The sequence below is a fragment of the Pseudomonas asplenii genome (assembly GCF_900105475.1).
GTDB lineage: Bacteria > Pseudomonadota > Gammaproteobacteria > Pseudomonadales > Pseudomonadaceae > Aquipseudomonas > Aquipseudomonas asplenii.
The window spans coordinates 4,852,280-4,875,430 of record NZ_LT629777.1; the positions used below are offsets into that span (position 1 = coordinate 4,852,280).

Consider the following 23,151-nt stretch of genomic DNA (forward strand, 5'->3'; position numbering starts at 1 on the left):
TCGGGCAACCCTTTGTCCAATTGTGTTTGCCAGACGCGGGGAGGGCTGTTATCTGTATGCATAACCAGCATTCGACAACCGTGGTCCTGCCTGCCCGTGACAAACGCTCCTCTCGACGATCCGTTTTATTACCTGAACAACTTCCAGTGTGTGCTCGATTGGTTGGCGCAGCGTTATGCCGACCTGCTGGATGCCGAGGAACAGGCGTTCATCGAGCATTTCACCCGTCTGCCCAAGGCGTCGCGGGCCTTGCTGGTGCGCATGGTGATGCGCAAGGGCGAACACTTTCGCGCCAGCAAGCTGAGCTATGCGGAAATCGGCGATAGCGACGCGGCGGTGCAGCCACTGCTGACGCTCGGCTGGGTCCGCGACGACCAGCCGCTGACGCTGGAGAGCGTCTTCGCGGTATTGCAAAAGGCCGAGATCGTCCAGACCTTCCAGGCTGCCATCGAGCAGCCCAAGGCCAGGAAAACCGAGCTGTATGCACAACTGGCGCCGTTGTTCGTCGAGTCACGGCCCTTCGCCCAGTGGTGCCCGCAGGTGCCGGACCGGCTCTACAGTATTCAACTGATGGCGCTGTGTGACCGCCTGCGGCTGATGTTCTTCGGCAACCTGTACCAGGATTGGTCGGAGTTCGTGTTGGCCGACCTGGGGATTTTCAGCTACGAAAAGGTCGAGTTTCATCCCGACGCCCGTGGCCTGCGCAGCCGGGCCGATATCGACGGCTATCTGCAGTTGCAGGTGGCCCGGCAGGCGCTGGAGGCCGGCGAGGCGCTGACCACGGTGCTGGAACAGGTCAGCCAGATGCAAACCGACAACCCCTGGCTGGAACGGCGCCGCGGCAAGTTGCTGTTTCAACTGGGCCAGCACGGCGAGCGGCTGGGTGAGCTGGCTGACGCGTTGGCGATCTATGACAACTGCCAGTACCCCGGCGCTCGCTTGCGCAGCATCCGGGTACTGGAGCGCCTGGAACGCTTTGAACAGGCGATGGCCCTGGCCTGTGTCGCCGAGGCGGCGCCGCAGAACGCCGAAGAGCAACAGCATCTGCTGCGTATCCTGCCGCGCTTGCGGCGGCGGCTCGGTCTGCCGGCGGTCGCCCGTGAGACACCGACGCCGGTCACCCGGCTGGATTTCAGCCTGAGCCTGGAACCGGACGAATCGGTCGAGCAGCGAGTGGCCCGGCACCTGCACGAAGAACAGGGACCGGTGCATTTCGTCGAGAACACCCTGATCACCTCATTGTTCGGCCTGCTGTGCTGGCCGGCGATCTTCGCACCGTTGCCGGGGGCATTCTTCCATCCGTTCCAGAGCGGCCCCGCCGATCTGCACAGCGAAGACTTCCATGCCCGTCGCGCCGAGCTGTTTGCCCAGTGCTTGGAGCAACTGGGGGATCAACGCTACCTGCACACCATACGGCAAACGTACCGTGCCAAATGGGGGCTGCAATCACCGTTCGTGTACTGGACCGTGCTGACCGAGCCCCTGCTGGAGCAGGCCCTGGAATGCCTGCCGGCGGCCCATTTGAAACACTGGTTCGAACGCCTGCTGCTCGATATCAAGGCCAATCGCGCCGGCATGCCGGACCTGATCCAGTTCTGGCCAGCCCGCAAGAGCTATCGAATGATCGAGGTCAAGGGCCCCGGCGACCGCCTGCAAGACAACCAGTTGCGCTGGCTGGAGTTCTGTCACCAGCACCAGATGCCGGTTGCCGTGTGCTACGTGCAATGGGCGGAGCCGGTCGCTTGAGCTATAGCGTTGCCGTGCGGGCCCTGTGTGAATTCACCGCCAAGGCTGGCGACCTCGATCTGCGCTTCACGCCGTCGCCGACGGCCCTGGAGGGCATCACCGGCCACCGCACCGTGGCTGCGCGTCGCAACGAGGGTTATCGTGCCGAACTGGCGCTGGAGGGGCATTACCGCGAACTGCGGGTCCGGGGCAGGGCGGATGGCTATGACCCGGCACAAAACCAGCTGGAGGAAATCAAGACCTATCGCGGCGACCTCGCCAGGCAACCGGCCAACCATCGCCAATTGCATTGGGCCCAGGCGCGCATTTATGGCTGGTTGGCCTGTGAGAGCCTGCAACTGGCGCAGATCAACCTGGCGCTGGTGTACTTCGATATTGTCAGCGAGAAGGAAACCCTGCTACGCGAAACCTGGAGCGCTGACGATCTCAAGGTGTTCTTCGAGCAGCAGTGCACGTTGTTCCTGCATTGGGCCGAGCAGGAAATGGCCCATCGCCATGCGCGTGACCAGGCGGCCCGGGAACTGGCCTTTCCCCATGGCGAGTTCCGCCCCGGCCAGCGGTCCCTGGCCGAGACAGTGTACAAGGCGGTCAGCACCGGCCGTTGCCTGATGGCCCAGGCGCCCACCGGCATCGGCAAGACCCTCGGCACCCTGTTTCCGATGTTCAAGGCCCTGGCGCCGCAGCAACTGGACAAGGTGTTCTTCCTCACCGCCAAGACCCCGGGGCGCCAGCTCGCCCTCGATGCAGCGCGGGTGCTGCACGCCAGCCAGCCCGGATTGCCGTTGCGGGTGCTGGAACTGGTTGCCCGGGACAAGGCCTGCGAGCATCCGGACAAAGCCTGCCATGGCGACGCCTGTCCCCTGGCGCAGGGTTTCTATGATCGCTTGCCCGCTGCGCGTCAGGCTGCCGCTGCCGTGGCTCTGCTCGACCGCGAGGCGCTGCGGGAGATTGCGCTTGCCCATCACCTCTGCCCGTACTACCTGAGCCAGGAAATGGCCCGCTGGGTCGACTGGGTGGTGGCCGACTACAACTATTACTTCGATTTCAGCGCGCTGTTGTTCGGCCTGGCCCAGGCCAACCAGTGGCGGGTGGCGACCCTGGTGGACGAGGCCCACAATCTGGTGGAGCGGGGGCGGCAGATGTACAGCGCCAGCCTCGATCAGCAGGTCCTCGGGCAACTGCGCAAAAACGCCCCGGAACCGCTGAAGAAAGCGCTGCAGCGACTCAATCGCGAATGGAATGCCCTGCACAAGGAGCAGCTTGCCAGCTATCAGGCCTACGACCAGGCGCCGGGCAAACTGCTGGCGGCCATTGCCCTGTGCACCTCGGCCATCGGCGACTACCTCAATGACCACCCGCAGGGGCTGGATGGCGAACTCCAGGGGTTCTACTTCGAGTTGTTGCAGTTTGCCCGTGTCGGCGAGTTGTTCGACGAGCATTTCCTGTTCGATATCCGTTTACGTGAGCAGGGCCGACGGCGCCTGTCGCAGCTGTGTCTGCGCAATGTGGTACCGGCGGCCTTCATTCGCCCGCGACTGAGTGCTGCCCGCAGCAGCGTGTTGTTTTCCGCGACCTTGAGCCCCCGGCACTACTACGCCGACCTGCTGGGCCTGCCGGCCGATACCGCGTGGATCGATGTCGAGTCGCCCTTTGAGCGTGAGCAACTGGAATTGCATATCGTCAGCCGGATCTCCACCCGCTACGTGCATCGCCAGGCCTCGCTGGCACCGATCGTCGAATTGCTCGCCGAGCAGTTCAATCGCTGCCCCGGCAACTATCTGGCGTTCTTCAGCAGCTTCGACTATCTACAACAAGTGGCCCAACTGTTGGCCGATACCCACCCAGACATCCCGCTGTGGCTGCAATCGCGGCGTATGGAGGAGGGCCAGCGCCAGGCGTTTCTCGACCAGTTCACCGAACACAGCCAGGGCATCGGTTTCGCCGTGCTGGGCGGAGCCTTTGGCGAGGGCATCGACTTGCCCGGCCAGCGCCTGATCGGTGCCTTCATTGCCACCCTCGGCCTGCCGCAATTGAACCCGCTCAACGAGCAGATCAAGCAGCGTATGGCCGCGCTATTCGGTTCAGGATATGACTACACCTACCTGTATCCGGGCTTGCAGAAGGTGGTACAGGCGGCGGGCCGGGTGATCCGCAGTCAGCAGGATCGTGGTGTGGTGGTACTGATCGACGATCGTTTCGACCAGGAGCCGATCCGCCGGCTTCTGCCGCGCTGGTGGCAGGTCTGAATGCCGGCACCGCTGATCAGGGAAAACAGACCTTCCAGAGGTCGCCATGCCGCGACCCGGTCATGAGTTCGAGAGGGGGCTCATGATGGGGCTGCCATCGTCTGGCCGCCGCTGGCCGTTACGAAACCCGACCTGCTCGCGAAAGACCTGGATCGAGGTAACGATCCCCTCGACGTCAAGGCCCGAGGCGTGCAGCAACTGCTCGACGGTGGCGTGCTCGATGAACTGATCGCTCAAGCCCAATTGCAGAAGAGGCTTGCCCATCAGCGAGGCGGCCAGGTGTTCCAGGCAAGCGGCGCCAGCACCGCCTTTCACACAGCCTTCCTCCACCGTCACCAGCAGGTCGTGACTGCTGGCCAGGTTTTCGATCAGGTCCACGTCAAGCGGTTTGGCGTAGCGCATGTTGGCCACGGTTGCATCCAGGTACTGAGCGGCCTCCAGGCTGACGGACAGCAGGGGGCCGAAAGCCAGGATCGCCACGCGGTGGCCAGGGAGCTGCGCCGAACGCCGACGTATTTCCCCGCGCCCGATCGGCAGCGCGCTCAAGTGTGTCTCTACCGTGGCGCCGCAGCCGGTCCCGCGGGGATAGCGCACCGCCACCGGCCCGTCGTGCAACAGGCCGGTATGCAGCAACTGCCGGCATTCGTTTTCATCCGCCGGCGTCATGATCACCAGATTGGGGATGCAACGCAGGTAAGCAATGTCGAAGGCCCCGGTATGCGTGGCACCGTCGGCGCCGACCAGACCGGCACGGTCGATGGCCAACAGCACCGGCAGGTTCTGGATGGCGATGTCGTGGATCAACTGATCGTAGGCCCGTTGCAGGAAGGTTGAGTAAATCGCGACCACCGGCTTCAGGCCCTCGGTCGCCAGGCCAGCGGCAAAGGTCAGGGCATGCTGCTCGGCAATGCCGACATCGAAGTAGCGGTCGGGAAAGCGCCGCTCGAACTCCACCAGGCCGGAACCTTCACGCATGGCCGGAGTGATCGCGACAACCCGCGGGTCCCGCTCGGCCTCGTCGCACAGCCAGTTGCCGAACACCTGGGTAAAACTCTGTGGTCCGGGGGCAGAAGCCTGAAGGCCCTGCTGCGCATTGAATGTTCCCGTCGCGTGATAACGCACCGGATCGCTGGCGGCGGGACTGTAGCCATGGCCCTTTTGCGTGATGACATGCAGCAGTTGCGGACCGCGTCGGTGTTTCACTGCCCGCAGGATCGGGATCAACGCCTGCAGATCGTGTCCATCGACCGGGCCGTTGTAGTCCAGGCCAAGGCTCTCGAACAGATTGTTCGGCTCATCTGGCGCATCGGCGGTGCAGAGCCTGAGCAGATGCTCGCGCAGAGCACCGACCGCCGGAGAGATCGACAGGTCGTTGTCGTTGAGCACGATCAGCAAGGGCAGATCCGCGTAGCGGCCGGCGTTGTTCATCGCTTCGTAGGCCATGCCGCCACTCAAGGCCCCGTCGCCGATCACCGCAACGCAATGCCTTGGGCTGCCCGTTAACCGCGCGCCCTGGGCCATGCCCAGTATCGCGGAAATCGAGGTGCCGGCATGTGCGGTGCCGAAGCTGTCGTACTCGGACTCTTGCCGTCGTGGAAAACCGGATATCCCACCCAATTGCCGTATTCCGGCCATGGCCTGGCGGCGGCCGGTGAGTATCTTGTGCGGATAGGCCTGGTGCCCCACATCCCAGACGATTCGATCATGGGGGGTATCGAAAACATAGTGCAGGGCGATGGCGATCTCGACACTGCCCAGGTTCGCCGACAGATGCCCGCCGGTTCGTGACACGCTGTGCAGGATAAACGCCCGCAATTCGTCGGCAAGTGGCGCCAGTGCCTGCTGGTGCAGGGCCCTGAGGTGGGCGGGACTGTCGATGGTATTGAGCAGTTCGAACATGGTGTCGACGTCTCCCGGACTCAGCGCAGACCGCCAGGCCGCACGCCCCGACACCCGGTGTCGAAAGCCTGCCGGGTCTTGTCGTCCGGCAACAAGGTCGCCAGCGCGTGGGGCGCATCTGCCGTCATGAACAAGCGCCTCTTATAGAGCCAAATGACTGGGGGAAGGGCGCGTGACGGCGATTTCGTGCCAGCGCTGCAAGGCCGCAGGTGTGTAGATCTCGAAAATCCGCCGCAGCCACACGGTGTATTTTTCCGGCTCGGCGGCGATACACCCGGGAATATCGGACAGCGCCAGCCAGGACCAGGCCATGGCCTCGTCGGGATTGGCGAGCGGCGGGACGTCGCTGAGGCCGACGAACAGGTGATCGAATTCATGCTCGATCAACTGGTTCGAGACCTGTTCCCGATAGAGCAGGGAGGCGACCTTGTGCAACGGGCAGGCCAGGCCCATTTCCTCGAACAGCCGCCGTTGCGCGGCAGCGTGGGTCTGTTCGCCCACGCGCGGATGTCCGCAGCAGGTGTTGCTCCACAGGCCTTGCGAGTGATATTTGCCCAGAGCCCGCTGTTGCATCAGCAAACGGCCTGGCTCATCGAAGATGAAGATCGAGAAGGCCCGGTGTCGCAGGCCCTGCTGGTGGATGAACAGCTTTTGCGCACTGCCGGTTTCGCAATCATCCTCATCGACCAGGATGAGGGTTTCTTCCATGACGCGGACTCCGCTGTCGTTGTCACTGGGCAAAACGGCTGACCCGACTACGTGGGGGGATCGGTTTTTCTGCAAAGGCATGGATAAAGACTAGATCGCGATTCCCCAGGCGCAAGCCGGACACCGCTTTCTACCCCGGCCATCCGTCGCTTGCTTTCAGTGGGCACGCGTTTCATGTCGGCGGCTTGCGTGTTGAGGTAACATCGCCGCTCAAAACGGCGCTTGAGCGCCCGGCCAAGGACTGTATGCCTGTCACGTCGTATTTTCGCCGCTTGTGTTCATGTCTGGTGCTGGGGCTGCTGGGCGGCTGCCAGCCGGAACCGGCTACGCCCCTCGACCAGCAGGTCTATATCTGGCAACGCCAGTGGCGTGCGGCCCACGAGCAGGCGCTGGCCGAGAGCCGGGCGGACTTCTCGACCCTGCGGGTGCTGGCGCTGCAGGCTCAACCCAAAGCCGGTTGGAGCAGGGCGCAGGTCGATCTGCCGCGACTCAAGGCCGATGGTCGCCCGCTGATCGCGGTGGTGCGCCTTGATGGCCAGCTTCCGGCCCTGGACCTGGCGGTGGCGCAGTCGCAGATCGCGCAACTGTTGGCGGACTGGCAGGCCGCAGGGATTACCCTCGCCGGGCTGGAAATCGATCACGACAGTGCCAGTGCCCGCCTGCCCGGTTATACCGAGTTCCTGCTGAAACTGCGCGAGCAGTTGCCGCCGACCTTGAAACTGAGTATCACCGCCTTGCCGGCCTGGCTCGGCAGCCCGCAGTTGCCCGCGCTGTTGCGGGCGGTGGACAGCAGCGTGTTGCAGGTCCATGCGGTGAGCAATCCGAAGCTGGGCCTGTTCAATCCATCCCAGGCCAGGGAGTGGGCCAAGCGCTGGGGGCGGGTTACCGAAAAACCGTTTTACCTCGCCTTGCCGGCCTATGGCGTGGCCTTGCTGCCAGATACCGGCGGCGCTCCCGTGGTGGAAAGCGAAGCCCCCCTGAGCCGTGGCGGCGCCCGCCGCGAGCTGTTGGCGGATCCGCAACAGGTAGCGACCCTGGTCGGACAACTGCGCAACAAACCACCCGCGCACCTGGCCGGCTTGATCTGGTTTCGCCTGCCGTTGCCGGACGATCGCCGCGCCTGGAGCCTGACGACCCTGGGCGCAGTTGCCCGTGGCGAGCCCCTTGCCAGCCAATGGCGGGTCGAACTCTCAGAGCACGATGGCCTCTATGACATCAGCCTGGCCAATGTCGGCAATCTCGATCGGGCATTGCCCGAGCGGTTTGAACTGAATGCCGAGCAATGCGAAGCGGCCGACGGGCTCAATGGCTATGACGTGCAATCCTCAGCGCAACATCTCGTTTTCAGCCGCCCGTCCAGCGCCCGTGTCGCGGCTGGCGGCCGGCGTGCCCTCGGTTGGGCGCGCTGTATTCGCATCGATCAAGGAGCGTGGCATGTCTACCCGTAACTGGTCCCGGCACCTGTTGTGCCTGTCCCTCGGCCTGCCGTTCGGCACGGCGCTGGCGTGCGGCCCGGACTTTCCGTTGCGCCTGCTGGACGATCGGGCGCAGTCTCTGGCCGAGTTGCCGGAAACCAGTTTCGCCTTTGAGATCAGTCGCTTCGGCCCGCCGGTGGTGGGGCTCAAGCCGACCACCGAGGCGACCCTGACGCCCTATTGGTACAGCGACGACAACGCTCGTGCCTATCGCACGCAACGCGACAAGGTCGAGGCCAGCGAGTTGCCGGAAAACCTGCGGGCCAAGGTGGTGCAATTGCGCACCCTCCAGGACCCGCGACAGGTCGAAGCCGAGGGCGCCGACCTGCCTGAGGAAATGCGCCTCTATCTCGCCGGTGCCGTAGCCTTCGATACCGGCAACCAGGCGCTGGCCGTGGAGTATTTTCGCAAGGTCCTGGCGCTGCCTGCCGAGCAGCGCAAGCTGCGCAGTACCTGGGCGGCCTATTCCCTCGGTCGGGCCCTGGTGGTCTTGAGCAGCGAGGCCAACGACGATCCGCAGCAGACTCCTGTCGCCCTGCAGGCCCAGGCACGCTTGGCGTTCCAGCAGGTACGGGAACTCAGTGCCGGCGATTTCAGCGACCCGCTGGAGCTGGGAGTCGCCAGCCTGGGCGAGGAGGCCCTGCTGGCCAAGCTCGGCGGTGACTGGGAGAGTGCGGTGCAACTGTATGCCAGCCAGAGTCGGCTCGGCTCCAGCAGTGGCTACAGCTCGCTGCTGCAAGTAGCTGGCGAGCTGCAGGCGTTGCCGGATGAGGCCTTGCGGGAACAACTGCAACATCCCACGGTGCACAAGCTCCTGACCGCCTACCTGTTGAGTCGCGTGGGCGGGTCTTTCGAGGACCAGCCGCCGCAAACCCCGCGCTTGACCCAGATGGTGCTCGACAGCGCCGCTGGCAATCTGGAATACGCTGATCGACTGGCGGCGCTGAGTTACCAGAAAGGTGACTTCGCCACGGCCAAGGCTTTCCTCGCACACGCCGGCGATGGCGGCCTGGCCTGGTGGGTACGGGCCAAGCTGGCGCTGCGCGACGGCGACAAGGTTCAGGCTGCCGCCGCTTACGCCAAGGCGGCTGCAGCGTTTCCCAAAAATGAAAGCTGGGGCTCGCGGCGTACGCCGGACTGGACGTGGGAAAGCGTCCAGCCCGGCTGCAGGGTCGAGGGCGAAAGCGCGATCCTGGCCCTCGATCGCGGCGACTATCTGCAAGCCTTCGATCAGCTTTATCGCAGCCAGGACATCTACTGGCCGGATGCCGCGACCGTGGCCGAGCGGGTCCTGACCCTGGATGAGTTGAAGGGCTATGTCGATGCCCATGTGACGGCACCACCAGCAGCTACCCAGGCCGACAAGGACAACTATGTGCACCGCCCGGTGGCCGCGCAATTGCGCGAACTGCTGGGACGGCGATTGTTGCGCGAAGGCCGTTACGCGCAAGCGCCGGGTTACTTCGACACCCCCGAACTGCAGGCCAAGGCCCTCGAATACGGCCAGGATCGCCAGGACGCGGACTCACGCTGGACCGCCACCGGCCGTGCCGAGGCATTGTTCGGCGCAGCGACCCTGGCGCGCAAGTCTGGGATGGAACTGCTCGGCTACGAGATGTCGCCGGATTATCACTTGCTCGGCGGTAGCTACAGCCTGGGCAGTGTCGAGATAAAACCGGGACCGTTCCTGCAGGCCGCCGAAGTGCAGCGCCAACTGGGCACCGAGGCCAAGCCGAACCAGCGTTATCACTACCGTTACATCGCCGCCGATCTGGCAAACCAGGCCGCCGACCAGTTGCCCCACAGCAGCCAGGCATTTGCTGCGGTCTTGTGCAAGGCGGCGGGCTGGGTAGCCGGCACTGACGAGGAAATCGCGCTGTACCAGCGTTATGTCGAGCAGGGCCCGTATGTCAGTTGGGCGGGCAATTTCGGTCAGCAATGCCAGGAGCCGAGGTTCGACCAGGCCAACCGGCGCTACCTGATCCAGCCGATAGATACTGTGCGTTCGACGCTACGTCCCTACAAGGCCATGGTGTTTGGGGCAAGCGCACTGCTGCTGGGGGCTATCGGCTGGCGCTGGATTCGCCGGCGCCAGGCAAAGCAGTGAGGCAATCGGCAGCGGGGCGTGTTATTGATAGACAGTAACTCCCTGAACAGCCATCTGTTTCAAGATTTACGAGGTGACGATATGCCGGTTAAGCACGACTTGTTCGCAGATTTGCATTTGACCCGGGAACAGGTCACGGAGCGCAGGGCACAGGACAGCAAACTCAATCACCTGCTTGACGAATATGACGACATCGACAAACAGGTACTGGCTGCTGAAGCAGCGCTGGCAGAGGATGACGACGTGAGGAAGCTCAAGGAAAAACGGCTATTGGTGAAGGACAAGATCGTTCGTCAGCTCGAGCAGCAGAACTGATTGCAACAACCCGTTCGAGCCGTGCTGCGGGTCTACATGCCCGCAGCCCAGTCCATGGAGGTTTCATGTCATTCGATTTACCGATCAAGCCGAAAGTGGTGCTGATCGCCATGTTCGCGCCCGAAGCACAGAGCTGGATCGAGCGCCTGGCGCTCAATCACCCGGTCCCTCTGCCGGGGCTGAGTGCCGACTACCCGAACATCCTCTGTAACGACCAGGGCGTCTGCCTGTTGGTGACCGGCATGGGCCAGACCAACGCGGCAGCCTCGACCCTTGCGTTGGCCCTGTCGACACAATTCGACCTGCGCCAGTCCTATTTCCTGATTGCCGGTATCGCCGGGATCAACCCGCACCGCGGCACCCTCGGTACGGCGGCCTGGGCCCGCTATCTGGTGGACTTCGGCACTCAGTGGGCGCTCGACTCGCGGGATGCACCGAGTGATTGGCCGAGCGGTTATATCGGCGTCAATACCCGTGGCCCGGACGAAAAACCGCGCCTGGATTACCGCACTGAGCTGTTCGAACTCAATCCGCGCCTGCAGGCCAGGGCCTATGCCTTGACCCGCCACGTGACCCTGAGCGAAAGCGCCGAGTCGGCGGCCTGGCGCACGAAGTATCCCCATGCCCCGGCCAACCAGCCACCGCAGGTGATCTGTGGCGATACTGCGGCAAGCTGCACCTGGTTCTCCGGCACTCGCCTGGGCGAACGGGCAGAGGCCTGGACCCGCCTGTTGACGGATGGCGAAGGGATCTACTGCACCACCCAGCAGGAAGACAATTCGACCTATGAAGCGTTGTCGCGAGCGGCGCGAGCCGGGCTGCTGGATATCGACCGCCTGGCGGTCGTGCGGGCCGGATCGAACTTCGACCGACCGTATCCAGGCTACAGCGATGCCGACAACCTGCTCAACTACGCGCAGCAGGGTGGGTTCGAGCCGGCCCTGGAAAACCTTTATCGGGTGGGGAATACGCTGGTGCAGGAAATCGTGGGCAACTGGGCCGCCTGGGAGCAGGGCGTACCAGAAGCCTGAGGTACTCCCACGCCAATATCACCACCACGGCCGGCTGCAACATGCCCCGGCCAGGCCGAACCGGTATCACGGCCCCATTACCCGAAAGGATCGACCATGTTCAAACCCCTGGCCCTGGCCTTGCTGCTGTCCTGCTCGTTGGCCCAGGCCGCCGAGCCTGCCGAGTTGCTTGCGGACATGCCGCTGACCTACCTCGAACAGGCGAGCCCCGATACCCACGATAAGCCGCTGGTGATCTTTCTCCACGGCTATGGCAGTAACGAGGACGACCTGTTCGGCATTCGCGAGAGCCTGCCGGCCGACTACACCGTGCTCTCGGTGCGCGGCCGGCTGGAACTGGCGTCGGGAGGCTACCAGTGGTTCCACCGGCGTACCGATTCGGCGCAGTACGATGGCAACCGCGAAGACCTCAGCCAGAGCGCCGAAGCGGTGACCGATTTCATCCAGCGGGCCACCGAGAAGTACCACACCCAGCCAGACAAGGTGTTCCTGATCGGTTTCAGCCAGGGCGCGATGATGACCTACGAGGTAGCCTTGCGGCACCCCGAAGTGCTGCGCGGTATTGCCGCGTTGAGCGGGCGACTGCTGCCAGTGGTTCGCACGCAGGTGCTGGCACCGTCGAGCTACCGGGGGTTGAGCGTCTTCATCGGGCATGGCACCGCCGACCCACAGGTGCCTTATGCCGGCGCGACAGAGGCGCTGAGTTACTTGCAGACGCTCTCCATCGAGCCCGGTTTTCATTCCTATCCCGGTGTCGTGCACACCATCAGCGGTAACGAGGTCACCGACCTGGCGAACTGGATCGCCGTCTCGCTCAAGCCCTGAAGCAACGGACGCTCTTGCGGCCAAGCTCGCCGCGCGCTCCACAAGCGCTTGTCTTTCGAGGCACTTGCGCACGCGGCAGGGGTCAGATATCGCAATGGCCGGATAAATCCCGGCCCTCGTGTCCTCAGACCCCTCGGGAGAAACGATGAGCCAGGATTTCCTCGCCACCGAAACCAACCGCCGCCAACTGCAGCAGATCATCTCCGGGCTGTCCGACGGCGTGATTCTGATCGAGATCGACCAGAGCATTCTCTGGGCCAACGAGGCCGCCCTGGCCATGCATGGGGTCAGTGAGGTCGGCGAACTGGGAGCGAATGCGGCGCAGTACCGCAAACGGTTTGCCCTGCGTTATCGCAATCACCACGCCCTGACCGCTGACAGCTACCCGATCGCCCGGGTTGCCAAGGGCGAGACCTTCAGCGACCTGATCGTCGAGGTCACGCCCCAGGCCGAGCCGGAGCGCACCTGGGTCCACAACATCCGCAGCATGATTCTGACCGACCGCGCCGGCGAGCCGGAATCGCTGGTGCTGATCATCAGCGACGCCACCGAACTGGCCGTTGCCGAGCAACGCTTTGAAAAGGCCTTCGGCGCCAACCCGGCACCGGCGGTAATCTGCCGGCTCAGTGACCTGCGCTACATCAAGGTCAACCAGGGCTTCCTGGAAATGACCGGCTACCGCCGCGAGGAGGTGATCGGCCGCTCGGTCTACGAGCTGGATGTGCTGGAAGAGGCCGAGCGCCGCGAGCTGGCAATCCAGCGCCTGGGGGAGGGCGCGACCATTCCGCAGATGCAGGCTGAACTGAAGTTGGCACACGGTGGCAGCAAACTGGTGATCGTGGCCGGCCAGCCGCTGGACATCAATGAACAGGATTGCATGCTGTTCACCTTCATGGACCTGGAGCCGCGTCGGCGGATCGAGACCGCGCTGCGCCAGAGTGAGGAGCGTTTCGCCAAGGCCTTTCGCCTGGCTCCGGCGCCGACCTTGCTCTGCGTCGCCGCCGACCGGCAACTGCTCGATATCAACGAAGCGTTTCTCGACAGCACCGGCTACTCGGCTCAGGAACTGCTGGGGCAGCGGGTCGAGGCGATCGGTGTCTTCGAAGACGATAAACTCTGCGAACGGATCTTCAGCGTGTTGGCAACGAACGGTCGCCTGAGCAACCTGGACCTGAGAATCCGCCGCAAGGACGGCGAACTGATCGATTGTGCGTTGTCCGCCGACAGTGTGCAGATCCAGGGCGAGCCGTGTTACCTGCTGGTGCTGATGAACATCACCGAGCGCAAGCGTTCCGAAATGGAGTTGGTCGCGGCGATCGAGGCGGCGATGCAGGATACCTCCTGGTTCAGCCAGAAACTGATCGAGAAGCTGGCAACGGTGAAGAACGTCAGTGTGCAGAAACTGCCCGGTCTGTCCTACGCCGACCTGACGCCGCGCGAGCGTGACGTGCTGGAGCTGATCTGCGAAGGCCTGGCCGACAAGGAAATCGCCGCGCGGCTGAAGCTGGCGCCCAATACCGTGCGCAATCATGTCGCAACGGTCTATTCCAAGCTTGCCGTACACAGCCGTAGCGAAGCGATTGTCTGGGCCCGTGAACGGGGTCTGTTCAGTGGCCGGAGCAAGGACTGATAGTGCAAATGCACCAGTGCCACTAATTCATATTCGGGTTTATTCGACGGCCTTGTCGTTTCAGGATGGAGATATGGCGAGCGAACCTTGTGTCCGGCTCGCCGCCCATCAGGTCAAGGACATTGCCGGTGTTTTATTTAATGGATATACGAGCACTCCTCGAACAGGGCTTTGCGCCGCTGGCGTGCGAGTGCGTGCTGGGCGATGCTTCGCTGAGCGTCAGGGTCTACGACCGGGAAACCGGGCGGGTCGACCTGATGGTCGCGGGCATTGCCCTGAGTCGCCTGCGCAAGCGGGAAGATGCGTTGCGCCTGCTCGAGGAACTGCGCGAAGAACTGGCGGGCAACGCGCTGCAGCGCCAGGGGACATAGCCTCCCAGGCTTTCCTGAACCCAACCTGACTCGACCCTTGCCTGGCATTTGCAGACCCGCGCCAACCCGACATACTGACCGCCAGGCGTATTTGACGCGGTCGACAATACAGGGTTTCGAATGGCTTTGGCGCAACAGGAAGCACAGGAACAGCTAACCCACCCGCAAACCCACTCACGGACACGCCAATGGCTGACGCTCGGCGCTGTGGTCCTGCTCACCGGGATGGGGGCGGGACTCGGTGGCATGCTGCTGGCGATGCTGTTGCATGGCATCCAGCACCTGGCCTATGGCTACGGCCAGGACAGCCTGACCCTTCACGACAGCTTCCTGATCGGCGTCAGCAGTGCCTCGCCCGAGCGCCGAGTGCTGGTGCTGACGTTGTGCGGACTGGTGGCCGGCCTGGGCTGGTGGCTGCTCTATCGCTTTGGCCGCCCTCTGGTGAGCATCAAGAAAGCGGTGATGCCAGGCGCAGCCGACATGCCGGCGAAAAGCACACTGGTCCATGCCTTGCTGCAAATCGTCACGGTCGCGCTGGGTTCTCCGCTGGGCCGAGAGGTCGCGCCGCGGGAAGTCGGTGCACTGGTCGGCGCATGGTTATCGCGCAAGGCCGGGCTGCCCGACGCGACTCATCGGCTGATAATCGCCTGTGGCGCCGGCGCCGGTTTGGCGGCGGTGTACAACGTGCCGCTGGGTGGTGCGATCTTTGTACTGGAGGTGCTGGTCGGCAGTTTCAGTTGGCCGGTGGCGATCATGGCGCTGGCGACCTCGGCGATTGGCGCTTGTGTGGCCTGGATTGGCCTCGGTGCAGAAATGCAGTACGTAGTCCCGGCGATGCCCCTGAGCACCGGCCTGCTGACCTGGGCGCTGCTCGCCGGGCCGCTGTTCGGCCTGGCCGCCTACGGGTTCGTACGCCTGACCAGCCGAGCCCGGGCCACGGCCGCCCGGGGCTGGCAACTGCCCGTGCTGTCATTGCTCAACTTCATCCTGATCGGCTGCATCGCCGTCTATCTGCCGCAGGTGCTCGGTAATGGCAAGGGCCCGGCACAATTGGGCTTTGACAGTGAACTGGGCATCGGCCTGGCGGCGTTGCTGCTGGTGGTCAAGGTCCTGGTGACCAGCAGCAGCCTGCGCGCGGGCGCCGAAGGTGGCCTGCTGACGCCGGGACTGGCGATCGGTGCACTCATGGCGATCATCCTGGGCGGCGCGTGGAGCCTGGCCTGGCCGGGAGTCCCACTGGGCGCGTTCGCGATCGTCGGCGCGGCCGCATTCCTCGGTGCATCGATGAATATGCCGCTCACCGCGATAGTACTGGTGGCCGAGTTCACCCGCATCGAGCATGACTTCCTGGTGCCGATCATCCTGGCCGTGGTCGGCTCGGTCTGTGTGAGCCGGCTGTGCGAGGCACGGGCTGCGGTCAAGCGCTGACTATCAGTGCCGGTAATAGTGACCATCGAGCATCGCAAGTTCCGTTTGCGCGGGAAAACCGGAGAATTGCACGCATTCCAACGAACCGTGTCTTTTCTTGCAGGATTCGCCCATGCGCCGCTTACTTGTCCCTGTCCTGGCTTTCGCCGGGTTGTTGCTCCAAGGCTGTGCCTCAGCCCCGAACGATCCGACCCTGACCCTGCAGACCAGCAAGACGCCCGAGCAGTACACCGAGTGCGTGGTGCCGAAATTGCAGAAAAACGCCATCACCCCGACCGTGTCGCAAACCCAGCGGCATTACAAGATCGTGGTGGCCAGCAGGTTCGCCGCGAACAACGTCCTGGAAGCCTACAAGGCGCCAATGGGCGGGAAGATCTTCCTGTACGAGCGTCAACCACTGGCGTCGACCTTCAAGTCCTCGACGTTCAAGCAGGCCGCCACGGAATGCCTGTAACGAGTGGAGTAGGGAAGGGCCAACGTAACGCGTATCGGCCGGGGATCATTACGGAATATAGCGAGCCCGCAGCCGCTCCAGGGTGCCGTCGTGGCGCAAGGTTTCCATGGCATCACGCAAGCCTTTGACCAGTTCCGGGGAACACTGTTTGGAACAGGCCAGATAAAGATCCGCAGTGCTCATGACCGGACTCATGAACAGCTTGCGCTCGGACACCTTCGGCCAGATGTAACGACTCTCCGGCACGCCATTGAACCAGGCATCGATACGGCCCATGAGCAACATCTGCGCCGGATTATCGCCGATTGTCAACGGATAGATCTGTTTTTCGTCGAAGCCTTGGGCCCGCAGAATCTCTTCCTGTGCGCTGCCCAGGCCGACGCCAATCAACCCGTAGGACTGCCGGGCTTGTGCAAAACTGGTCACCGGCGCATCAAGAGTGAAAAATGCCCGCTGCATGCTCATGATCGGCGCGATCCAGGTGAAACGGTCTTCGCGTTCCGGGGTACGCGTCAGCGGTGCGATCAACAAGTCCTGTTTTTCACTGACATGCCGCTGCGCCCGGGCCCAGGGCAGTACCTCTATTTGGGCGGTGTAACCCGCCTTGACGATCGCCTGCATGACCATATCGCCGGCGATCCCATGCCCGAGGGCGTCATCGACGAAGGTCAGCGGCGGCGCATCCAGGATGAACAGATCGAGGGGCGAGGGTGTAGCATGCACAGGCGGTGTCACCAGCAGCGCGAACGACAAATACAGCCCCAGTACTCCAGGACGGCGAGTCGATAGACGCGGCTTCGGTTTCATGGCAGGTATCTCAAGCACGGCGGACATCATTGGCAGTTGCCTTGCTGATAACAGATGGCTTCAGCGTAGCATCTGAGCCCTGAGGCCGGGCTTCGTTCATTAAAGGTACAGATGGCACAATTGGCGTGTGTCCTTGTTCTACAGTAGAAAGCCCCCATCTAGATTGATATACGTGTAAACACAGGAAAGGTTAGTTGATGGCCAGCAATATCCAGTTCGAGGGGGACTTCACTCCGAGCATCAAAACGTGGATCGAGGAAGAGTTTGAGCGGGCCTTCGCGCTCTGTATCAAACAGTTTTCGGGATGCGCTATCGAATGGCAGATACCGAAAACGGTCGTCAAGGAAGGCTATGGGGGGGAAGCGCGGCTAGATCAACTGGAGCTTTGCCTATCGCCAACGCTGGACCTGAACGCCCAAGATGAAGAGAAATCTTATCAGGTCAAGGCAGCAAAACGCCTGATCCATCACGAACTGGTGCATATCTTCCAGCATCAGGTACTTCGCAAGAACCACATTTATGCGTTACCAACCTGGTTTTCTGAGGGTATGGCCGTTGCGTTTTCCGGGCAGACATTATCCTGGGATGCGGGCCAGCTCCAGAAAGACCTTGATGCAATGGGCCAGATTCCACGCGCGGAGCAGTATCTGATCATGACCGGTTACAAACCCTTTGACATGAATCGACCACCGTTCAACGCACTTTATGAAATATGGGGAGGGCTTTTTGCCTATTCAGTAGCGCAGGCACCCAAGTTGCATCCTGACTACCAAAGGAATAATGGACCGCATCTTGTGGGCGACGAGTACCGCCGGGCTGTTGCGATCGTTCGTGACACTCCTGAGCATGGGTTCGATAAAGCTTTAACTCTGCATACCCTGCAACCGATTTTGACGCAGGCTAATTTACGCAAGGAATTGGTATCGTTTATCACGGCGTGATGAGTTATTTCATAGGACGCCTATCTGGCATGAGCAGTTGACGATCGACTCAAACGTTGGGCACGTCAAAGGCCTTTCATGCATTTTCTGACGTCATCGTTGATCACATTGCCAGGCTTGATGCAGTCCTTGAGTGACTTTTCGTCTGGCAGGCTATCGAACTCGGCACGTGCACGATCACGGCATTGTTTGTTCATGGCTTTGCCAAATGCCGAGTGTTCACCTTTGTAGGTTGCGCAGAGCATCGAGTCAGCAGTTTTCTGAACTTGAGCGACAACAGGCTGCGTGATGGATTGCGCGGATCCTGGGCAGCAGGCGAACAGCATAAGCGTAGCGAGTATCCATTTCATGAAGCGTCCTTGGTTGCGAGGTTATGCGATTGGAGGGAGTGTCCCGGAGAGGAAGCCACGTTGTCCAGAGGTCGGAATGGGGTCTTGGATTCTGCAAGGCTCCCGCCTGATCGGAGCATATAACACTACGCATAATGTATATTATGTTAAATTATGTGCTATGTCAGAAATGTTCATGTCACCAGCCCCCGAAAACCAGACTTTGCTTGAATTGACCATACACCCATCGAATCAACCCGTTACGTTCCATCTCTCCAGTACCTCCTCAGCTTCACCGGCCCCACCACCCCTGAACGCCCGGTTTGAAAACCATAATCCAGCAGCTAGAGATCCCATCCGAAATTCTATCCTCTAGTTCAGTCAACGCTCTCGATCTACGGTTGAAACTGAAGCTTCACTGAACTGCGCCGACGATTGGCAGAGTTTAGTCTTCTACTGTCATACCGGTGGTTTGCTCGACAATCGGCACCTGCACTCAAGTCAGCCCCAAGCCTAACCACAATTGATCCCTGTGCCTCAGCGGCCTAAATGTGATTCCGCATTCGCCAGCATCCCTCGGCGTCTACAATTTACATCCATGCGCAGGCACTCCACGGCCGAGTGCTGGCGTCCCTGCAGCTTAGGCTAGGCTGCCAGATTAGATCGCTTGCAGGCAGCCGCAGCCGGTGACCCGACCACGTTGCGTGCCTAGTGGCCGCAGCGTGTTTACGGCCACCGCCACGATTAGGGCTGTCCTTCAACAGACGCTCAACCGACGGATGAGGAGCTTTGCGCCATGATGAAGTCAGCGCGGACATCGATTAAGAACCCAGCGCGCAAACCACGTCCTAAGCCTGCGTCGAGCCAGCCGTGCGAATCGCCAGAGCCAGCCGACCCCACGGATTCCTTCGTGCCGTATCCGTTGTTTCCGCCCATTGTGCTCCTAACCGACCACCAAGGCCTGGAGCGTCCAATCAATAACGACGTCCGCGTACGGCTCGGTACCCTAGACCCCGCACTGGAAGCATTCCAAGCCTGGCGCCTCGGCATCGACTTTCTGGCCAAGCAGTGCCAACGGCCGGAATTCACCCCCAGGCACTACAAGATCATGTGTCCAGTGCTCGAAACGATGATGCATTGGAGCTGGTCTGTTCGGCACAAGCCGATACAAGAATGGCGAGAAACGGATGCTAGGGAGTTCATGCACTTCGTCATGCGCCTACCTATGTCATGGATTTCGAGGACTGGCGGAACGCGTTACCTGCTGAAGACCAAGACGGAATTCGCTGTTAAGCCAATTAATGGCAATTGGCGTCCGATAGTCAGAAAGCAGCTGGCGGACAATTCCGCGTCGACTTTCGCACTCGGAACTGACCAGCACCGCAGTATCTTCCTGCACGGTGGGAGGGATTTTTTCGACTACCTATGCGCCCTGCGAATTACAACTCTAATTAATCCGTTCGGTGCCCTAAAGCCTAGAGATTTCGAGGTTCGCCAAGGGATAGCCCGGCCGACTTTCACACCGGCACAACTGGCTGATCTGATGTCTACAGCCACGTCATTGGCCCAGAACGATAATCAGTGGCAGCCATGGCTCCTCGTCGCGGCCGTGGCCATCTACTCTGACGTTCCACTGCGTGCGCTGGGGTCAACATCGGCCCTTAAATTGCGGTTTTCAAGCTTCAAAGCCGACGAGGCCGGCTCCCCAAAGGCAAGCACAGGGCAAACCTCACCGGTCTGGTTTGAGAGTCCTCACTACCCTCGCCTGCGCTATCCGCTGGCTTCTGAGTTCGCTGCCTATTTCCGCCGATATGCCAAGTTCAGGCACAGCCAGAATTCGGATCTTTCCCCGCAAAGCCTGCTTCTGCCTTTGATAGATGGTAGTGGTGGTTACGCGAGTCCTACCATGTTCGAGCTATTCAGCAGATTCACGACCGCCATTTTGATGCGTCTGCAGCAAAGTCCGCTCGCGGAGAACGCCGATTGGCGTGGTTGCGCGCGGTTTCAGCCCGGTGCATCAATCACGTTCCTCGAGCTGAGGAAGTCGGCGAAGGCGGCTGGATGGGTGCCGAGCGCAGTGCGTATTGATGAGCTACATCAAGATGAATCTATTTGGCCAGATATTGGAATCCGAAAGCATCTGCCGGCGTCTCAGTGGCTACGCAAGCATGCAAGTGGGCCGTCGCTCTGACGGCGATCATGCACCACCGGTGACATCACACCCAGGAACACCTAGCTGGGCACGGCCTGCGGCACGGCTGTCGTGAACCAAGCCCCGACTGAATCGGGGTCTTGGCCCTGCGGGCTTCCATCCTCGTGCCTACGGCCAAAGGCCTGCGCGCTCCGCTTGCAACTGCCCTCCCCGGCATTAATGGCAGCGTCGAGCATCGCGTTTCGTTGACGGCAACCGGATTAATAGCTCACGCGGCTATCAGCAAAATTTCCCGCGCCTCGGTCGCATGCTGAAGCAGCCCAGGATGCTTCACTTCAAGCTCAATGAGATCAGCTTGATAGGTCAGAGACGGCGTCATCTGTGTTCCGTCCTGCAGGAAACGAGTCAGACCCGCGAATTGCTCATGAGTGACCGTTGACGCAACACTGCGATCGTTGGACAAAGCGTTTACCCGTGAAGCGTTGAGGCTGGCGATGTCGGTGGCAAGCTCCGTCAGGCTTTGTCGGGCGTACTTGTGAGAACCGGCCTTCAACTGAACGTGGGACATCATCAAGCCAAGGTTTACCAATCGGTTTTGCAGTAATGAAATCTGATCGAAGAGCACGACGTTACTGGTGGCATTCCGCGAATGCCGTTCCAGGAGAAGCCTGGTGAACTGATACTGTTCATTGAACGATCCAATCAATGGCCTGAGCTGCGGAACATCACCTTCCTCGCAGAACTGCATTGCGGTGACTAGCAGGCCCCGAAAGCGAGCCTCATCAGCGAGTAGATTCCGTTCGTGCCCCTCACTCACCAACTGCCATGTATGTGCGATCGTTTTTGATTGCTCGTCTATTTTTTGGCTGATTTTATCGAGTTTTTTGCAAACGATGACAAAGCCTGCAGTTGTCACTGCGAGGTTGAGGCCGCTCATTACGAGATTGGCCGACTGCAGACCCTGAAGCACATTCAAGCTCTGCTGCACCTGATCCATGCCGGTTTGGAGCGACCCCAGGCCACTTGATAGGGTGGACTGCAGGCTCTGTAGGCTCTCTTGGACATGCCCTGAGTCGCCCGGAAAAAGGAGGTGCCCGACGATCTGGCCAGCCTTCTCGGTTCCCTTTGAGTGTCGGACTACGCCACCCCAAAGCGTGTAATCTCCGCTATGCAGTTTGGCCAGGACATCTGGGATATCAGGCAAGGAGCGTACAAGCGCGTCAACGTTTACAAACATGCTTTCAGTTTCTCCGTGTAGGCTTCGAAGTCCTGGTCGTAACGTGCGCGCCGCAGCTTGGCGATTTGCAGCACGGCAGGAATGGTGATCCGGAACGCCGGCGACGAAGCCTGGTAAATCGCGAGTCCTGCGGCTCCGATAGCAAGTGGCGCTGCCACCATTGAGAGCACCCGGCCTCCTAATGCGCTGGCAAAGCCCGCCCCGCCACCAGTAGCAGCCATACCGCCCAGGCTACCGGCAGACAACATCAGCGTTTTCACCATTTCATTTATGTAGCCAGCGAGATTGCCGCCGCTCAGATAGTCCTTGAGCGCTTCGTCTCCCATGTATTTGTCCATGGCCTGGCGGATGATGATTTCCTCAATGGCGAAAATGTCATCTTGCGCGGAGGGTTTTCCGTCCAGCTTTTTGGCGACATCTGTCGCAAGCTCGAGGTAGTCGATGCTCTCCGTTCGAAATGCGGAGGCAATGGTGTTGCTTCCGAACGCACGAATTTCCTTTTCAAGCAGGCCTGAAATAGATTGCAAGCGGCCCTGCACCTTCCGGGTCATGATGGTTGCCTTCACGTCGCTGTCGAGGGCTACCCTGCCCTTGCCATTGTCGGTGATCAGGTCGGCCAAGACTTCCAGATCCGCTGTTGCGGCACGCGATAAGAGATCGGATATCGACCGGTCTCTTGGAACAACTGACTCCATGTATCCCCCTGTAAGCATTCCTGAAGTGGCGGATCATCAACGCAATGATTGCCTATGGCCAGTACGGGCGTACTGATTTTAGCCACAAGATCCACGCGTGTCTTCCCGCTGGAGAATCAGGCTGGAGCTCACTGATTGAGGAATGCAGAGCAGACGCCATGCAACGCGTTGCAGCGACGGTTGCTCCACGGGCATCATGAAATCAAACAACAATAAGGGCAGACCTATGACCTCCCCGACCACGGAAATTTTCATCTTCATCCCGCAGCAGCCTCAGACCACGTATTCTCCACAACTCGGTGACAAGCTGGACAGTCAAGGGGAATCCATCTTCCAGGCCATTGGCATTTCCTATACGATCGTGGACAGGATGATTGCCCACAACGCCAGCTGTGCGAATGCGGCTGCGGATTTCTTCGTGACGACGCTCATGAAAGACAGTTGGTCATGGGACACGTCGTACCAGTTGGTCATGGAGACCGATTGGCAGCACCGGATGTACCGGGCCTGGAATGCCCTGAATGCCGAGAACCGCGCGAACGCAGCCGCGCTCGATTACGAGGTGTACCAAAACTACTGGCCAAACCTGGACTTTTGCGCGGATGGGTTTGAAGCGGAGATGGAGCGTTGGATCTCTGAGGTTTTGAAGCAGTAGCACTCTACTCAACACGAGCACCCTACTCTCCCGAGTGTTTGGGACGTGACGATTAGGCCCAAGGGTGAAGGAGCGCCACCCTGGCAAGCAATTTCAGCCG

General features: G+C 61.2%; 20 protein-coding genes. 14 read left to right on the plus strand and 6 right to left on the minus strand.

All coding sequences use genetic code 11. From position 1 onward, the window contains the following. The first annotated feature begins 96 nt into the window (after positions 1–96). The gene (locus BLU37_RS21440; protein ID WP_090208651.1) at positions 97–1,746 is read left to right on the plus strand and encodes a VRR-NUC domain-containing protein; all 1,650 of its coding nucleotides are present in this window, start codon (positions 97–99) and stop codon (positions 1,744–1,746) included. Continuing rightward, positions 1,743–3,992 (plus strand): ATP-dependent DNA helicase, encoded by a 2,250-nt coding sequence (locus BLU37_RS21445; protein ID WP_090210985.1) that lies wholly within the window; start codon positions 1,743–1,745, stop codon positions 3,990–3,992. Before BLU37_RS21440 ends, BLU37_RS21445 begins: the two co-directional genes overlap by 4 nt. A 60-nt stretch (positions 3,993–4,052) precedes the next feature. On the opposite strand, the gene dxs is transcribed toward BLU37_RS21445, so the two are convergent. Both dxs and idi read right to left on the minus strand, forming a co-directional pair. After that, positions 4,053–5,891, minus strand: a complete 1,839-nt coding sequence (gene dxs, locus BLU37_RS21450; RefSeq protein ID WP_090208654.1) for a 1-deoxy-D-xylulose-5-phosphate synthase — start codon at positions 5,889–5,891, stop codon at positions 4,053–4,055. Positions 5,892–6,032: 141 nt separating this feature from the next. Then, positions 6,033–6,599 (minus strand): isopentenyl-diphosphate Delta-isomerase, encoded by a 567-nt coding sequence (gene idi, locus BLU37_RS21455; protein ID WP_010446231.1) that lies wholly within the window; start codon positions 6,597–6,599, stop codon positions 6,033–6,035. A 245-nt stretch (positions 6,600–6,844) separates the two neighbouring features. On the opposite strand from idi, the gene BLU37_RS21460 reads away from it, so the two are divergent. From BLU37_RS21460 to BLU37_RS21500, 9 genes are all read left to right on the plus strand, one after another. Further along, positions 6,845–8,047, plus strand: coding sequence for a DUF3142 domain-containing protein (locus BLU37_RS21460; protein ID WP_090208657.1), 1,203 nt, complete (start codon positions 6,845–6,847; stop codon positions 8,045–8,047). Then, positions 8,034–10,181 carry a hypothetical protein gene (locus BLU37_RS21465; protein ID WP_090208660.1) on the plus strand — a complete coding sequence of 716 codons (2,148 nt, stop codon included), beginning with the start codon at positions 8,034–8,036 and terminating at the stop codon, positions 10,179–10,181. Before BLU37_RS21460 ends, BLU37_RS21465 begins: the two co-directional genes overlap by 14 nt. Before the next feature lie 81 nt (positions 10,182–10,262). Further along, on the plus strand, positions 10,263–10,496 hold the full coding sequence (locus BLU37_RS21470; protein WP_010446227.1) for a DUF465 domain-containing protein: 234 nt from the start codon (positions 10,263–10,265) through the stop codon (positions 10,494–10,496). After that, complete coding sequence (locus BLU37_RS21475; protein WP_172833129.1) at positions 10,493–11,527, plus strand: purine-nucleoside phosphorylase; 1,035 nt, start codon at positions 10,493–10,495, stop codon at positions 11,525–11,527. Before BLU37_RS21470 ends, BLU37_RS21475 begins: the two co-directional genes overlap by 4 nt. A 96-nt stretch (positions 11,528–11,623) precedes the next feature. After that, positions 11,624–12,352: an alpha/beta hydrolase gene (locus tag BLU37_RS21480; RefSeq protein ID WP_090208666.1), complete on the plus strand. Its 729-nt coding sequence runs from the start codon at positions 11,624–11,626 to the stop codon at positions 12,350–12,352. Positions 12,353–12,497: 145 nt separating this feature from the next. Then, positions 12,498–13,982, plus strand: a complete 1,485-nt coding sequence (locus tag BLU37_RS21485) for a helix-turn-helix transcriptional regulator (protein WP_090208670.1) — start codon at positions 12,498–12,500, stop codon at positions 13,980–13,982. A 140-nt stretch (positions 13,983–14,122) separates the two neighbouring features. Next, on the plus strand, positions 14,123–14,353 hold the full coding sequence (locus tag BLU37_RS21490; protein ID WP_010446220.1) for a DUF1652 domain-containing protein: 231 nt from the start codon (positions 14,123–14,125) through the stop codon (positions 14,351–14,353). Between the two features lie 120 nt (positions 14,354–14,473). Continuing rightward, positions 14,474–15,781, plus strand: coding sequence for a chloride channel protein (locus BLU37_RS21495; protein ID WP_172833044.1), 1,308 nt, complete (start codon positions 14,474–14,476; stop codon positions 15,779–15,781). Positions 15,782–15,893: 112 nt separating this feature from the next. Further along, positions 15,894–16,235, plus strand: coding sequence for a hypothetical protein (locus BLU37_RS21500; protein ID WP_019362604.1), 342 nt, complete (start codon positions 15,894–15,896; stop codon positions 16,233–16,235). A 48-nt stretch (positions 16,236–16,283) separates the two neighbouring features. On the opposite strand, the gene BLU37_RS21505 is transcribed toward BLU37_RS21500, so the two are convergent. Then, the gene (locus tag BLU37_RS21505) at positions 16,284–17,042 is read right to left on the minus strand and encodes a substrate-binding periplasmic protein (protein WP_232000368.1); all 759 of its coding nucleotides are present in this window, start codon (positions 17,040–17,042) and stop codon (positions 16,284–16,286) included. Positions 17,043–17,239: 197 nt separating this feature from the next. On the opposite strand from BLU37_RS21505, the gene BLU37_RS21510 reads away from it, so the two are divergent. Continuing rightward, on the plus strand, positions 17,240–17,983 hold the full coding sequence (locus BLU37_RS21510) for a hypothetical protein (protein WP_090208677.1): 744 nt from the start codon (positions 17,240–17,242) through the stop codon (positions 17,981–17,983). Positions 17,984–18,048: 65 nt separating this feature from the next. On the opposite strand, the gene BLU37_RS21515 is transcribed toward BLU37_RS21510, so the two are convergent. After that, positions 18,049–18,333 (minus strand): hypothetical protein, encoded by a 285-nt coding sequence (locus tag BLU37_RS21515; RefSeq protein ID WP_090208680.1) that lies wholly within the window; start codon positions 18,331–18,333, stop codon positions 18,049–18,051. A 775-nt stretch (positions 18,334–19,108) separates the two neighbouring features. Between BLU37_RS21515 and BLU37_RS21520 the strand changes: the two genes are divergently transcribed. Next, positions 19,109–20,503, plus strand: coding sequence for a hypothetical protein (locus BLU37_RS21520; RefSeq protein WP_090208683.1), 1,395 nt, complete (start codon positions 19,109–19,111; stop codon positions 20,501–20,503). Between the two features lie 229 nt (positions 20,504–20,732). On the opposite strand, the gene BLU37_RS21525 is transcribed toward BLU37_RS21520, so the two are convergent. After that, positions 20,733–21,701: a hypothetical protein gene (locus tag BLU37_RS21525; protein WP_090208686.1), complete on the minus strand. Its 969-nt coding sequence runs from the start codon at positions 21,699–21,701 to the stop codon at positions 20,733–20,735. Then, positions 21,692–22,321, minus strand: coding sequence for a hypothetical protein (locus BLU37_RS21530; protein WP_157696399.1), 630 nt, complete (start codon positions 22,319–22,321; stop codon positions 21,692–21,694). The genes BLU37_RS21525 and BLU37_RS21530 overlap by 10 nt, the downstream gene beginning before the upstream one ends. A 301-nt stretch (positions 22,322–22,622) precedes the next feature. On the opposite strand from BLU37_RS21530, the gene BLU37_RS21535 reads away from it, so the two are divergent. After that, positions 22,623–23,051 carry a hypothetical protein gene (locus BLU37_RS21535; protein WP_090208692.1) on the plus strand — a complete coding sequence of 143 codons (429 nt, stop codon included), beginning with the start codon at positions 22,623–22,625 and terminating at the stop codon, positions 23,049–23,051. The last annotated feature ends 100 nt before the right edge of the window (positions 23,052–23,151 follow it).